This is a genomic window from Dokdonella sp., from assembly GCF_036518555.1.
In the GTDB taxonomy this organism is placed as follows: domain Bacteria; phylum Pseudomonadota; class Gammaproteobacteria; order Xanthomonadales; family Rhodanobacteraceae; genus Dokdonella_A.
This window is the reverse complement of record NZ_DATDMY010000125.1, coordinates 1-14,014: the sequence shown is the minus strand read 5'-3', so window position 1 is coordinate 14,014 and position 14,014 is coordinate 1. Positions and strand designations below refer to the sequence as shown.

General features: G+C 69.8%; 15 protein-coding genes. All 15 read right to left on the bottom strand.

Annotation, left to right across the window (positions count from 1 at the left end; genetic code table 11):
• Positions 1–192: 192 nt before the first annotated feature.
• Positions 193–513, bottom strand: a complete 321-nt coding sequence (locus VI238_RS07480) for a hypothetical protein (RefSeq protein ID WP_331650044.1) — start codon at positions 511–513, stop codon at positions 193–195.
• Between the two features lie 91 nt (positions 514–604).
• Entirely contained in the window at positions 605–1,897 is a 1,293-nt protein-coding gene (gene kynU / locus VI238_RS07475) for a kynureninase (RefSeq protein WP_331650042.1), read from the bottom strand.
• Between the two features lie 2 nt (positions 1,898–1,899).
• Positions 1,900–2,424 carry a hypothetical protein gene (locus tag VI238_RS07470; protein WP_331650040.1) on the bottom strand — a complete coding sequence of 175 codons (525 nt, stop codon included), beginning with the start codon at positions 2,422–2,424 and terminating at the stop codon, positions 1,900–1,902.
• A gap of 4 nt (positions 2,425–2,428) precedes the next feature.
• Entirely contained in the window at positions 2,429–3,448 is a 1,020-nt protein-coding gene (locus VI238_RS07465; protein WP_331650038.1) for an amidohydrolase family protein, read from the bottom strand.
• Positions 3,449–3,575: 127 nt separating this feature from the next.
• A complete protein-coding gene (locus VI238_RS07460) occupies positions 3,576–5,669 on the bottom strand; it encodes an FUSC family protein (RefSeq protein ID WP_414650036.1) in 2,094 nt (697 codons plus the stop codon).
• A gap of 84 nt (positions 5,670–5,753) precedes the next feature.
• On the bottom strand, positions 5,754–6,281 hold the full coding sequence (locus VI238_RS07455; RefSeq protein WP_331650034.1) for a 3-hydroxyanthranilate 3,4-dioxygenase: 528 nt from the start codon (positions 6,279–6,281) through the stop codon (positions 5,754–5,756).
• Between the two features lie 312 nt (positions 6,282–6,593).
• The gene (locus VI238_RS07450) at positions 6,594–7,031 is read right to left on the bottom strand and encodes a RidA family protein (RefSeq protein WP_331650032.1); all 438 of its coding nucleotides are present in this window, start codon (positions 7,029–7,031) and stop codon (positions 6,594–6,596) included.
• A complete protein-coding gene (locus tag VI238_RS07445) occupies positions 7,031–8,467 on the bottom strand; it encodes a hypothetical protein (protein WP_331650030.1) in 1,437 nt (478 codons plus the stop codon). Before VI238_RS07445 ends, VI238_RS07450 begins: the two co-directional genes overlap by 1 nt.
• Before the next feature lie 63 nt (positions 8,468–8,530).
• Positions 8,531–9,184 (bottom strand): carbonate dehydratase, encoded by a 654-nt coding sequence (can, locus tag VI238_RS07440; RefSeq protein ID WP_331650028.1) that lies wholly within the window; start codon positions 9,182–9,184, stop codon positions 8,531–8,533.
• 2 nt (positions 9,185–9,186) lie between these two features.
• Positions 9,187–10,635, bottom strand: a complete 1,449-nt coding sequence (locus VI238_RS07435; RefSeq protein ID WP_331650026.1) for an aldehyde dehydrogenase — start codon at positions 10,633–10,635, stop codon at positions 9,187–9,189.
• A 163-nt stretch (positions 10,636–10,798) separates the two neighbouring features.
• Positions 10,799–11,545, bottom strand: coding sequence for a sulfurtransferase (locus VI238_RS07430; protein ID WP_331650025.1), 747 nt, complete (start codon positions 11,543–11,545; stop codon positions 10,799–10,801).
• Between the two features lie 252 nt (positions 11,546–11,797).
• A complete protein-coding gene (locus VI238_RS07425) occupies positions 11,798–12,586 on the bottom strand; it encodes an SDR family oxidoreductase (protein ID WP_331650024.1) in 789 nt (262 codons plus the stop codon).
• A 188-nt stretch (positions 12,587–12,774) separates the two neighbouring features.
• Positions 12,775–13,080, bottom strand: coding sequence for a hypothetical protein (locus tag VI238_RS07420; protein WP_331650023.1), 306 nt, complete (start codon positions 13,078–13,080; stop codon positions 12,775–12,777).
• Positions 13,077–13,400, bottom strand: a complete 324-nt coding sequence (locus VI238_RS07415; protein ID WP_331650021.1) for a hypothetical protein — start codon at positions 13,398–13,400, stop codon at positions 13,077–13,079. The genes VI238_RS07420 and VI238_RS07415 overlap by 4 nt, the downstream gene beginning before the upstream one ends.
• Before the next feature lie 2 nt (positions 13,401–13,402).
• Positions 13,403–14,014 (bottom strand): amino acid--tRNA ligase-related protein (locus VI238_RS07410; RefSeq protein ID WP_331650019.1); only part of this gene is annotated, 612 nt, incomplete at its 5' end.

The following is a 14,014-nucleotide window of genomic DNA, read 5'->3' as shown; positions in this document are numbered from 1 at the left end:
GACGACGTGAGCTTCGCCGTGCTGCCGATGCATCTGGTCGTCGATGCCGACGGCTATCTCGCCGAGCTGCATCGGCGCGGCTACGAGATCGAGGCGCCCGACGAGGACGACGTGGCGCCGGAACCGCCGTGAGCGCAGCGGGTGGCCGTGCGGCCACCCGCGTTTGCACCGGCTCAACATCCCGACCCCGGGTCAGCGTTCCCAACGGCCGTCGTAGTAGCGCCACCGATCGCCGTCGCGATCCCAGCGTGACGGCACGTAGTGGTAGCCGTGACGCGCGCGTACCCAGTGTCCGCGATGCCAGCGGTGGTGGTGGCGGCTCCAGCCCCAGTAGCCGGGCACCCAGACGTAGCCGCCGCGTGGCGGCGGGACGATCTCGGCACGCAGCGGCGGTGGCGCGACGTTCGCATAGATGTCGACATGGACGCGCGCCTGCGCCGGCGCGGCGACCATCGCGCAGGCGCCGCCGAGCGCGAGGGCGGCGGCCAGCAGCAGTGGCTTGTGGACGTGCATGGTGGACCTCCAGTTGGCACCCGGCGGGGCGCCTTCGACCGGCTTCCACGCTAGCGATCGCGGGCTGAATGCGCGCGAAGCCAGCCCCGCATCACGCGCGCGATGTTGCCGCCCATTCACTCACCGCGAGCACGAAACGCAGGCAATCGATGCGCCGGTTGTACAGCGGCGTCGGCGCGGCACGGATCACGTCCGGTTCGCGCCAGTCGACCACGATGCCGCGCGCGTGCAAATGGTCGAACAGCGATCGGCCCGCCTCGCGCGGCCCCTTCACGCGCAGCGACAGCTGGCAGCCGCGGCGAGCCGGTTCCTGCGGCGTGGTGATCGCGAGCACGTCGCCGACGTGTTCGCGGATCAGCGCGTCGAAGTACGCGGTGAGCACCTCCGACTTCGCGCGCAGCGCCGCCATGCCGGCACGGCGGAAGATCGACAGCGAGACGCGCAGCGGCGCGAGCGCGAGGATCGGCGGGTTCGACAGCTGCCAGCCGTCCGCACCCGGCGTGGCCACGAACTCCGGCGCCATGCGGAAGCGAGTCGCCTCGTCGTGGCCCCACCAGCCGGCGAACCTCGGCCGCGTGGTGCGCGCATGGCGCTCGTGCACGAAACAGCCGGCCACCGCGCCGGGGCCGGCGTTTAGGTACTTGTAGCTGCACCAGACCGCGAAGTCGCAGCCTGCATCGTGCAATTGCAGCGCGAGATTGCCCGCGGCGTGGGCGAGGTCGAATCCGACCATGCACCCTTGCGCATGCGCCGCGCGCACGATCGCGGCGAGATCGAACGCCTGCCCGGTGAGGTACTGCACGCCGGACAGCATGACCAGTGCGATGCGCGAACCATGGCGCTCGATCGCGTCCAGGATCGACGCGTCGGACAGCGTGCCGCCCGGTTCGTCCGCGTCGAGCTCGATCAGCGCCGTCGCCGGGTCGTGGCCATGCAGACGGATCTGCGATTCGACCGCATGATGGTCCGACGGGAACGCGTTGCGCTCGATGAGGATCGCGTTGCGCGTCGCGTCCGGGCGATAGAAGCTGACCATCATCAGATGCAGGTTCACGGTCAACGAGTTCATCGCGACCACTTCGTGCGGCAGCGCACCGACCAGCGCGGCGAGATCGTCGCGCACGAAGCCGTGATACGGCATCCACGGATGGCGGCCGCGGAAATGCGCTTCGACTGCGAGGCGATGCCAGTCGTCGAGCTCGTCGAGCAGCGCCGCCTGCGTCGCGCGCGGCTGCAGGCCGAGCGAATTGCCGCACAGGTAGACCTGCTCCGAACCGTCGTCGTTGCGGGGGACGAGGAACTCGTCGCGGTAGGCGGCGAGCGGATCGCGCGCGTCGAGGTCCAGGGCCCGCGCTTCGAGCAGGCCGGTCGCGTGGTCCGCCATCGTCAGTGCTTCAGCGAGGCGACGACCGACGCGCACGCGGCGTCGAACTCGCCGTTCCATCCCTGCGGCGTCGCCTCGAGCAGCGGGCGCTGGCAGCGCACTTCGACGGCGATCGTGCCGATGAGCTGGAAGCTGTCGCGCACGAGGTAGCGGGTCTTGCCGCGCACGACGAAATACTGGTGCACGGAACTGTCCGTGTTGCTGCGGTCGGTTTCGTAGCCGCCCTGGGCCTTGGAGCGCTCGAACTCGTCCTGCACCGTCGTTGCGAAGGCCGAGGCATCCTTGAGCTGGCGCGTCTTCACGGTCACGTTGGCCGAGTCGTCGCTGCCCTGCGCGGTCGGGTCGGGGACCTGAAACGCGACGGCCTGCGGATTGCCGTCGGCCTTCTCCATGATCGCGGTCCAGCTGGCGGGAACATGGAAGCGGATCTGGTCGCCGTTGAGCGAGTAGTCGGTCTTCCCTTGCGCGTGCGCCGAGGAGGCGGTCGTCAGCGAGGCGAGCAGGAACAGCAGGGTGGTCGGCTTCACGGGATCACTCCGTATCGTCGGCGAAACGCGAAAGGGGCAGGCTCAGCCATTCCAGGGCGGTGCCATGGAACAGCCGGGCCTGTTCGGCGGGTGGCAGGCCGAGCGCGGCGATGCCGCTACCCGGTTCCTGCTCGCCCAGCGGGAAAGGATAGTCGGTACCGAGCATGACGTTGCCGACGCCGGCCACGTCGAGCAGGTAGCGCAGCGCCGCGCGGTCGTGCACGCACGAATCGAAATAGATCCGGCCGAGGTATTCGCGCGGGCTGCGTGCGTTGTCGGTCGCGACGAGGTCGGGTCGCATGCGGAAGCCGTGCTCGATGCGGCCGATCGTGTACGGAAACGACCCGCCGCCATGGGCGAAGCAGACCTTCAGCCGCGGCAGGCGCTCGAGCACGCCGCCGAAGATGAGGCAGCACACCGCGCGCGACTGTTCCGCGGGCATGCCGACCAGCCACGGCAACCAGTACTTCGGCATCGACGCCGCCCCCATCATGTCCCATGGGTGCACGAGGATCGCCGCGCCGATTTCGGCGGCCGCCTCGAAGAACGGGAACAGCTCGGGCGCATCGAGATTCCAGTTCTCGCAGTGAGAGCCGATCTGCACGCCGGACAATCCGAGTTGCTCGATGCAGCGCTCCATCTCCTGGATCGCGAGCGTCGGCGACTGCAGCGGCACGGTGCCGATGCCCGCGTAATGGCGCGGGTAGCGACTGCAGATCGCGGCCGTATGGTCGTTGAGGTGGCGGTGCAGCTCCAGCGCCTGGTTCGGCTTCGCCCAGTACGAGAACAGGACCGGGACGGTCGACACGACCTGCACGTCGACGCCGAACTTGGCGTAGTCGGCGATGCGCACTTCGGGGTCGAACGCGTTCGCCCAGACTTCGCGGAAGAACCGGCCGTCCTTGTAGATGCGGTGGCGCCCTTCGGTGCGGACCATGACCGGGAAGCGGTCGTCGCCGTACTTGTCGGCGAGGTTGGGCCAGTCGGGCGGCAGGATGTGCGCGTGGGTATCGATCTTGAGCATGCGGACCGCAGTTTAACCGCATGCGTGCCGTCGGATCGGCCGTGCCCCGCAAAAAAGGTTCATCGCGGATTTCCGGCAAGGCCCGCGCGGCTGCGGGGTCCCGGAGGGCGGCAGGCGCCGATCGCGGCTACGTCAGGGGGCGCGGGTCGCGACCGGCCTGCAGCACCAGGTGCGCGAGCGTATCGACGCTGTCGGTCATGCGATCGAACGCTTCGACGACTTCGGCGGCGACGACCGCGTCGCGCTCGCCGACGGCGGCCTCGAGGCGCGCGGCGAACGCCCGCTCCTCGCTGCGCAGGTCGGCGATCGCCAGCCCGGCCTCTTCGTCGCGCACGGCGTTGGTGAGCGCCTCGAGCCTGCCGTCGACCTGCGCGGCGAACGCCGCGAGTGCGTCGCGCTCGGGCAGGTCGCGCGCGTCCTGCAATACCGCTTCGAACGACATGCATGCGCGCACGAAGCGGTTCGCGTTGGCGAACAGCCCGTCGACGAATGCGATCAGGCGGCGGTCGGGGCGCGGCTCGCCGCGCAGGCGCGCGATCGATGCCTCCGCATTCGTGCGCGCGCTGCGTGCGTGCGTGCGCGTGGCGACGTGCGCGGCGACATCGTCCTGCAGCAAGGTCGCGAAGTAGCCGCGGTACGCGTCGAGCATCGTCGCCAGTGCCGGACGCACGCGGCGGCGCTCCCAGGTCGGCCACGCCGCATACGCGAACAGCGCGACCGCGCTGCCGATCGCCGTCGCGATGCCGCGCGCGACCATCGTCTCGCCCGGAGCGATGCCGCCGAACGCGAGCAGGATCACGACGACGCCGGTCAGCATCATCACGCCGAGACCGTAGTGCACCGTGACGAGCATGCGGAAGCCCACGCAGAGTGCGCCGAGCAGGACGAGTTCCTCCCATGGCCCGGCGAATGCGTAGTGCACGAGTGCGGTCGTGAGCACGAGGCCGAGCAGCGTTCCGGCGACGCGCAGCAGGCCGAACTGGAGCGTGCCTGCGAAGTCGGGTTTGAGCACGATCGCGATCGTCATCGGGATCCAGTAGCCGTGCTCGAGGCCGGCGAGGCGTTCGGCCGCGACCGCGAGCGAGAGGCAGACGCCGCAGCGCAGCGCATGGCGGAACGCGACCGACGACAGGCCGACATTCGCGCGCAGCGTCGCGATCCAGCTGCGCGGGCGCAGAGCGCGCGGCAATTGCGCCTCGGCGATCTGGGCGCGCAGGTCGCCGCGGCTGCCGGCGAAGTTCGCGTTACGCAGCATCGCGCGCAACTGGCCGGCGAGGCCCTGCGCGCGCGCCAGCGCGATCACGAGCTCGCGTGGCGGCTGGGTGGCGCGATCGCGCAGCTGGGCCAGTGCATCGAGCGTCGCCTCGAGGCCTTCCATCGCCGCGGCGGCCGCGAGCGGGGTCGTGCCCCGGTCGAGCGCGACCGCGAGCGCTTCGAGCGTGCGCGCGGCGTACTCGAGCGCGCGGCCGAGGGTCGAACTCGCGTCGTGGTCGGCGAGGTCGAGGCGCAGGTCGACCAGGGCGAGCAGCTCGAGGCGGATGCGTTCGACCAGTTCCGCCAGCACGCGGAACGTCTGCATGACCTCGCCGCGCGCACGATGCGCGCCGTGCAGCATGCGTTCGACGTCGAGCAGCGCCTGCGTCACCGGCGGCGCCTGCGCGCGGTCGGGCACACGGCGTGCGCTCGCGGCGAGCTGGCGGCAGATCTCGGCGAGCGCGTGGCGTTCCGGACGGTAGCGCTGCAGCGGCCAGGCGGCGATCGCGAACAGTGTCTGCAGAACGCCGCCGGCGACGATCAGCCCGCCTGCGGCGAGCGCGCCGTCGAGCGAGCGCGGCTGCGCCGCGGTGATGACGAGCAGGATCATGCTCGTGAGGCCCGCACGCGCCGCGTCCGGGCCGAGTGCGACGAGCAGCCCGCCGCCGACGCCCCAGACGAGGCTCGCGATGGCGAGCAGCGCCGTGTGCGGGCCGATCAGGCTGCCGGCGAACGCGGACAGGCCGGCGGCGAACGCGGTCAGCAGCATGCGCTGCATGCGCAGCCGGTACGGTCCCGGCTGGTCGGTGAACATCGTGTTGAGCGCGCCGGCGGCGACGCCGAGGCCGGCCTCGACATGGTGGCTCGCGATGCCGGCCGCGAGCGGCAGCACGACCGCCGCCGCGTTGCGCAGGGCGACGCGCACGGGTACATCGCGCGGCTTGATCTCGATCAGGCTGCGTAGCATGCGCGCATGATGCGGCAGGCGCGGCGCGGTGCACAGGGCGAGGGCGTCGTCATCGGCGGCCACGGGTGACGAGCGGGCACCGCGTCATCCTTCGAACGCGTACTTCTCCGGTGCCGGGTTCAGGTGCCCGCAGGCGTCGCAGGTGCGCGCGTCGACCGAGCGGTAGAAGTGCTCGAACACGCGCGGGAAGTCGTTCTCGATGTCGACGAGGTGGAAGAATTCCTCGTACAGCTTGTGGTTGCAGCGTTCGCAGAACCACATGAGGCCGTCCTGCTCGTGCGCGAGCCGCTTGCGCTCGATGACGAGGCCGATCGAACCGGGCATGCGCTGCGGCGAATGCGGGACGTGCGGCGGCAGGTGGAACACCTCGCCCGCGCGGATCGGGATCTCGCGCACGCGGCCGTCTTCCTGGATCCTCAGCACCATCTCGCCCTCGAGCTGGTGGAAGAACTCCGGGCCTTCCTCCCAGTGGTAGTCGGTGCGCAGGTTCGGGCCGCCGACGATCATCACGATGAAGTCACCGGCGACCATGCACTTGTTGCCGACCGGCGGCTTGAGCAGGTGGCGGTGCTCGTCGATCCAGGCTTGCAGGTTGAAGGGTGCTGGCAACATCAGGGCGGTTCCTCGGCACGACGTCCGAGTTTATCGCCGTGGACTCGGGAGTGCGAAGCCGCGATGCATTCTTTCAGGGCCGAGGTCCGAGCGCTGAAGGGCATCGCGGCTTGCGCGGCTCCCGCGGAGCGCGCCGTACGACACCTGTGCAGGCGCTCACCCTGTGCGCGACTGTCGCGCCCCGGTGGATTCCCATCCTGCGGTCGCCACAGCGTGAGCTCCTGCAGGAGGCGCGCCCTTGTTTCGTGGGTAAGGGAAGAGCATCGCGGCTTCCGCCGCTTCCGGATTCGCTGCGTCGCGGCGGCTCGCTCTTCAGCCCTCGGCCCTCAGCCCCGCCTTCGCCACACACTTCAGCTCGATCGCGATCGGCGTGGGCAGTGCGGTGATGCCGAGCGTGGTGCGGCAGGGCGCCGTCGCGGGGTCGGGGAAGTGCTCCGCGTACACGCGGTTGTAGGCGGCGAAGTCGCGCGCCATGTCGGTGAGGAACACGGTCACGTCGACGAGGTCCTCCCAGCGCGCGCCGCTCGCCTCGAGCACCGCGCGCACGTTGGCGAACACCTGGCGGCACTGTGCTTCGATGTCGTACGCGACGAGCCTGCCTTCGGCGTCGTGCACGTTGCCCGGGATCGCGTTGCTGCCGGGCGTGCGCGGGCCGACGCCGGAGAGGAACAGCAGGTCGCCGACGCGCCGCGCATGCGGGTAGGCGCCGACCGGGGCCGGCGCGGCGTCGGTGCGGATCGTGTCGCCCATCAGGCGCCCTGCTCGCAGGGCGCGGCGGCCGATTCGCCGTGCGGCTGCGTCATGCCCGTGTAGCAGCTCGGACGCGGCTCACTGCCGCGGCGTGCGACCTTGCCGTCGGCACCGATCGTGACGTCGACCTTCGAGATCGGACGGTTGGCGTCGTCGCTGGCGGTCACGCGGTAGCGCCCCGGACGCAGGTAGAGGATCCCGTGCACGACCGCCTGGCCCATCGACAGGCGATCCTGCAGCCGCTCGGCGCCCTTGACCGGGTCGAGCACGAGGCGGTCGGCCGGGATCGCGCCTTCGCCCTCGTCGGCGTAGCGCGCCTCGACCAGGCACGGGAACTCGTTCTGGCAGACGCTGCCGTTGACGAAGTACGGAAAACGCAGGCCGTCGAGGTCGGCCCAGGTCGGGCGGTCGTCGCGGATCTCGTCGACCGGGAAGAACACGCTGACGTCGTACGCTTTCGGCTTCAGCGTCCACGGCGTGCCCTTGCCGTCCTCGAACACGATCGGCTTCTTCGGATGCAGGCTGTCGACGACGGCGTGGTAGTACGGGTGATTCTCGGTGCCGGGCGGATGCTCGATCAGCATCGTCTGCTCGACCGTGAGCGGGTCGATCCCGCTCAGCCTGCGGAAATGCTGCGCCATGCTCCTGCCGCCGAGGTACTTGCCGTTCTCCTGGATGTGCGCATAGCCCGCGTTGACGACGAGGCGCGCGTCCGGATTGGCCTTGAACACGCGCTCGTACAGGTTCTTCGCCTGGTCGTACTCGCGCACGTCGCCGTTGCCTTCCTTCTCGCTCTCGTACGCGACGATCTTGTAGCCGAGCTTGATCGCGGTGCGCACCATCTCCGCGCAGATCGGCTCCATCGTGTAGAAGCCGCTCTTGTCGGTCGGGTAGCCGCGCTTCTGCAGGTCCGCGTCGCTCGCGTAGATCGTCTCCGCGGCGAACGTGTCGTAGCCGTCCTCGCGCAGCTTCTGCAGCAGTTCCACCGTCAGCGTGCGCGTGAGTGGCACGTTGTGCGCCTCGTTGAAGAACACCGCCTTGCGTCCCTTGGCGAGCGCGGCGATCGCCTCGAGCGCGGGCGTGGGCGTGTAACCGCCCGCGAGCGGCGAGGGCGCGTCGTCGGAACCGGGCAGCTGCCGGATCGAGTACGAATCGTGCGCGCCGACGTAGTCGCCGACGAAGCTCTGGTACCAGCTGAGGTACTGGCCGAACACGATGCGGAACGCGCGGTTGTTGTCGCTTCGGTAGGCGTCGCGCATCGCGCGGTACTGGGCGAGCAGGCCGGTGCGCTTGAGCGCTTCGGCGTACACCTTCTCCGACTTCTCGAAGGCGACCTTCTGCGCCTGCGCCCACTGGTACGGCGACAGCGATTCCTGCTGTGCCTGGGCGACGCAGGGCAGGAGGGCGGCGAGGGCGAGAGTCGTGAGGGTGCGCATCGTCGGGGCGTCCGTTCGGTTTCGTGGAATCGTGATACCACCCGGATCGCGCGTGCGCCAGCCCTAGGACTGCTCGTTCACGAGCGCGAAGGCGGCCGCGGCGGCGCGCGCCAGGTCGTCGGTGTCGGCCACGTGCATCGCGAGGTCGCGCACGCGACCGTTGCGCAGGCTGTAGATCCAGCCGTGCACGGTGAGGTCCTGGCCGCGATCCCAGGCGTCTCGCACCACGGTCGTCTGGCACACGTTGATGACCTGCTCGAGCACGTTCAGCTCGCACAGTCTCGCATGCCGCTGCACCGGATCGGCGAGCCGCGCCAACGCTTCGGCGTGCTTGTGCCTCACGTCGTCGACGTGGCGCAACCAGTTGTCGACGAGCCCGAGGCGGCGCTCCTCGAGCACGGCCTGCACGCCGCCGCAACCGTAGTGGCCGACCACGATGACGTGCTCGACCTTGAGCACGTCGACGGCGAACTGGATCGTGCTGAGGCAGTTGAGGTCGGTGTGCGCAACGACGTTGGCGACGTTGCGGTGCACGAACACTTCGCCGGGCGCCATGTCGATGATCTGGTTCGCCGGCACGCGCGAGTCGGAACAGCCGATCCAGAGGTATTTCGGCGCCTGCTGCTCGGACAGGCGGCGGAAGAACTGCGGGTCGCTCGCGACGAGCGAGTCCGACCAGGCGCGGTTGCGTTCGAGCAGGTCGTTGAGGTCGTGCATGGTCAGTCCAGGCGGATGCAGATGTTCTTGGGCTCGCTGAAGAAGCGCAGTGCGTCGAAGCCGCCTTCGCGGCCGACGCCCGAGTTCTTCACGCCGCCGAACGGCGTGCGCAGGTCGCGCAGCAGCCAGCAGTTGATCCAGACGATGCCGAACTCGAGCTTCGCGCCGACGCGGTGGGCGCGGCCGAGGTCGCGCGTCCACAGCGAAGCGGCGAGGCCGTAGCCGGTGCCGTTGGCGAGCGCGAGCGCCTCCTCGTCGTCGTCGAACGGCAGCAAGGTGACGACCGGGCCGAAGATCTCCTCCTGGTTGGTCGCGCACTCGTTGCCGAGACCTTCGATCACGGTCGGCGCGACGAACCAGCCGCCGGAGCAGCGGCCGCCGACGTGCAGCGCGTCGCCGCCGACGAGCACGCGGCCACCCTCGGCGCGCGCGCGCTCGATGCAGCCGGTCACCTTGGAGAAATGGGCCTGCGAGACGAGCGCGCCGAGGTCGCTCGCATCGTCCTGCGGATCACCCACGCGTAATGCGCGCACGCGGTCGAGATAGCGCGGCACGAACGCGTCCCAGATCGAACGTTGCACGAGCAGGCGCGATCCGCACAGGCAGATCTCGCCCTGGTTGGCGAAGCCCGAACGCACGATCGTGTCGAGGTTCGCGTCGGAGAGGTCGGCGTCGGCGAACACGATCGCAGGGTTCTTGCCGCCCATTTCGAGCGACACCTTGCGGAACCGCGCTGCCGTGGCCATGGCGATCGCCGCACCGGTGCGCGTGCTGCCCGTGAAGGACACCGCCTTGATGCCGGCGTGTTCGACCAGCGGTTGGCCGACGCGTGGACCGTCGCCGAGCACGATGTTGAGCACGCCGGGCGGGAAGCCCGCTTCGATCGCCAGTTCGCCGAGCCGCGCGGCCGTGCATGGCGTCACCTCGGACGGTTTCGCCACGACCGTGTTGCCGGCGGCGAGCGCGGGCGCGATCTTCCAGGTGAACAGGTACAGCGGCAGGTTCCACGGCGAAATGCACGCGACCGCGCCGAGCGGCTGCCGCAGGGTGTAGTTCAGCGCGAGTGCGTCGGTCGCGTGCGCTTCGCTCGCCCATTGGGTGATCGCCGCGGCGAAGAAGCGCAGGTTCGCGATCGCGCGTGGAATGTCGAGGCTGCGCGCGAGCCTGACCGGCTTGCCGCTGTCCTGCGATTCGAGCCGGGCGAGCGCGTCGAGTTCGCGCTCGACCAGCGTCGCGAGGCGTTCGAGCAGGCGCGCGCGGGTGTCCGCAGGCGTCGCCGCCCATCCGGGCGCCGCCCGCGTCGCTGCGGCGACCGCGGCGTCGACGTCGCTGGCGTCCGAATCGGGGCAGCGCGCGAACACGGCGCCGGTGGCGGGCTCGAACACGTCGAGCCAGCGGCCGCCGGCGGCGGGCTGGAGGTGGCCGTCGATGAGGTTGGCTAGGGAAAGCATCCGAAAAGCTTAGCGGCTCGCGCCCGCCAAGGCGAACGGTCGGAGCCGCGGATCCGGCATCCGAGGCGCGATCGGTACACGGCGCGGGAACGGCCCGGACATGATCCGTCGGGCAGGCGTCGTCCGCATGGGGCCGCGATCGGGGCAACCCGGGGGTTCGGAATCAGTCCTTGTACGGCGGCGGCGGGGCGACGGGGCGCAGCGCGGAATCGAGCGCGACGCGCTCGTCGAACACGAAGCAGGCGCCGTCGTAACCGTGGCTGCCGACGCGCTCGAAATAGCCGAGGATGCCGCCGTCGAGCTGCCACACGCGTTCGAAACCGTTCGCCTGCATCCACAATGCCGCCTTCTCGCAACGGATGCCGCCGGTGCAGAAGCTCACGACCGTCGCGTCGGCGAGCGCAGCGCGCTGCGAATCCAGCGCCGCGGGCAGGTCGACGAAATCATCGATCGGCAACGCGAGCGCGCCGGCGAACGTGCCGTGCGCGACCTCCTCCCGGTTGCGCGTATCGAGCAGGACCACGCGTCGGCCGTCGTCGTCGCAGCCGCTATCGATCCACTTCGCGAGGCGTTCGGGCGCGAGCGACGGCGCGCGACCACGCGCGGGCGCGGCCTCGCGGCGGAACGCGATGATTTCGCGTTTGCGCTTGACCTTGAGTCGCGCGAACGGCGTCGCCGCGCTGTGGCTGCGCTTGATCTCGATCGCGGCGAAGCGCGGGTCGGCCCGCAAGGCGGCGAGGAAGGTCTCGACCTCAGCAGGCTCGCCGGCGAGGAACAGGTTGATGCCCTCCGGCGCGACGAGCACCGTGCCGCGCAGCGCGCCCGCCTCGGCGCGCTCGCGCAGCCGTGCGGCGAGCGCATCGGGATCGTCGATCGGCGTGAACAGGTAGGCGGCGATGTTGAGGATCATCGAAGGATCACGATCGGTGAGCGTCGCCTCGACGGGTGCGAGCGCTGCACGCCGACCGGCCGCCCATGATATCCCGTTGCGCCGAAGCGGGTCCGCCGTTGCGCGGCTTGACACGCCCAACCAACCCGACGCTCATCGTTCTCTTGTGCCTTCGATGAACCGCGCGGCCAAGGATGGCCGCTCTGGACCATCCCGACGGGTTCCCGAGACACGTCGCCGCGTCGGCCGGAAAGCGGGGATCACCGACGAGCGCTAGAGCGAAAGCGTACGGCCGCCGTCGACGGGGATGTTGACGCCGTTGACGTAGGCCGCCGCGGGCGATGCGAGGAACGCGATCACCGCGGCGATCTCGGCCGGCTTCGCGAAGCGGCCCGCGGGCACGGTCGCGAGCATCGCCTGCTCGATGTCCGCGATGCTCTTTCCGGTCGCGCGCGTGCGTTCGGCGAGGATCTGTTCGAGGCGTTGTGTCTGCGTGTAACCGGGGAGCACGTTGTTGACGGTGATGCCGTGCGCGCCGAGTTCGCCGGCGAGCGTCTTCGCCCAGCTGGCAGTCGCGCCGCGGATCGTGTTCGACACGCCGAGGTTGCGGATCGGCTCCTTCACCGAGGTCGAGATCACGTTGACGATGCGGCCGTAGCCGGACGCCTTCATGCCCGGCAGCAGCGCCTGCAGGATGACCTGCGCCGCGACCAGGTGCTGGTTGAACGCCGCGAGGTACTCGTCGACCGCGGCCGCGTGCGCGGTGCCGCCGGGCGGACCGCCGGTGTTGTTGACGAACACGTGCGCCGGACGCGCAGTCGCGGCGGCCTCGACACGCGCGCGCAGCGTCGCGTGGTCGCGCATGTCGACCGCGATCGTCGCGTGTGCCTGTGCCGCATGCGTCGTGGGCAGTGCGGCGAGGGCCGCATCGAGCGGCTCGGGCGAACGCGCGAGCAGGGTCACGTCGGCGCCGAGCAGCGCGAGTTCGATCGCGGCCGCCTTGCCGATGCCCTGCGAGCCACCGCAGACGAGCGCGTGCTTGCCGGTGAGGTCGAGGTTCATGGACGTTTTCCGGTCGTGCGTGCCGGCGCAATGCGCGCCGACGGGAGTGCATGAAATAGCACGTCAAAAGATTGAAACACGGAGCACACAGAGCACACAGGGAAAGCCAAGGACATTCTCTCGAAAAGCGCCTTCTTCCTGCGCTCTGTTTGCTTCGTGTTTCAGGTTTTTGTGCTCTACCGCGAGGATCAATGCCGCGGCGGGAGTTTCTGGATCATCTTCGCGAGCAGTTCCTCGTCGCTGTCGCCGCGCGGCGGTTCGATCTCGTCGAGGTCGAAGCCCATGGCCGCGGCGTCGTCGGCGTCGAGGCCGTCGAACGCGCGGAACTCGGCATCGAGGAGGGCCATGCGCGCGGCAGTTTCGTCGTCGTAGCGGAGCACGCGCCCGTCGTTGTCGAACACTTCCGCGGTGCCCGAGTCGAGCAGGTCGAGGCGCGCCCAGATGAGCGTGTCGCCGAGCGCGGCGAGCCACCACTGCGACGTGTCGGAGCTCATGGCGCGGTTCCCTTCAACGACAGCAGCTTGGCGATGATCGCGGCCGCACCGCCGAGCACGATCGCCCAGGCGCCGATGCTGCCCGGGGTGCCGAGCGCATCGAGGCCGCGGTCGCGCAGCGCGCGATAGCGGCCGGCGAGATACCAGCCGAACGCGCGCGGCGCGAACAGGAAATGACCGAGGCGAACGTGCTCGGCCGGATGCCGCTCGCGCAGGTGGACGGCGACGAGCATCCACGTGATGACGTAGGTCGTGAGCCCGGCGACGACGAAGCCGAGGCCGAGGATGAACAGGAACTGGTGCCAGGCCGACGCAGGCATCGCTAGAACTCCGCCGAACCCGGCGCGCGCGGATACGGGATCGCGTCGCGGATGTTCGCGAGGCCGCAGACGTAGACGACGAGGCGTTCGAAGCCGAGCCCGAAGCCTGCGTGCGGCACGGTTCCGTAGCGGCGGAAGTCGCGATACCACGAATACATCTTCGGATCGAGGCCGAACTGTGCGATGCGCCGGTCGAGGATGTCGAGGCGCTCCTCGCGCTGCGAGCCGCCGATGATCTCGCCGATGCCGGGCGCGAGCACGTCCATCGCCGCGACGGTGCGACCGTCGTCGTTGAGGCGCATGTAGAACGCCTTGATCTTTTCCGGATAGTTCTTCACGACCACGGGGCCGCCGACGTACTCCTCGGTGAGGAAGCGCTCGTGTTCGGTCTGCAGGTCCGCGCCCCATTCCACCGCGTAATCGAACTTGCGGCCGGACTTCTTCAGGATGTCGACCGCGTCGGTGTAGTCGATCTGCGCGAACGGCGCGGCGATGATCGCCTCGAGGCGCGAGATCGCCGTCTTCTCGACCCGCTCGGCGAAGAACGCCATGTCGTCCGGGCGCTCGGCGAGCACCATGCGGAAGACGAACTTGAGGAACTCCTCGGCGACGCG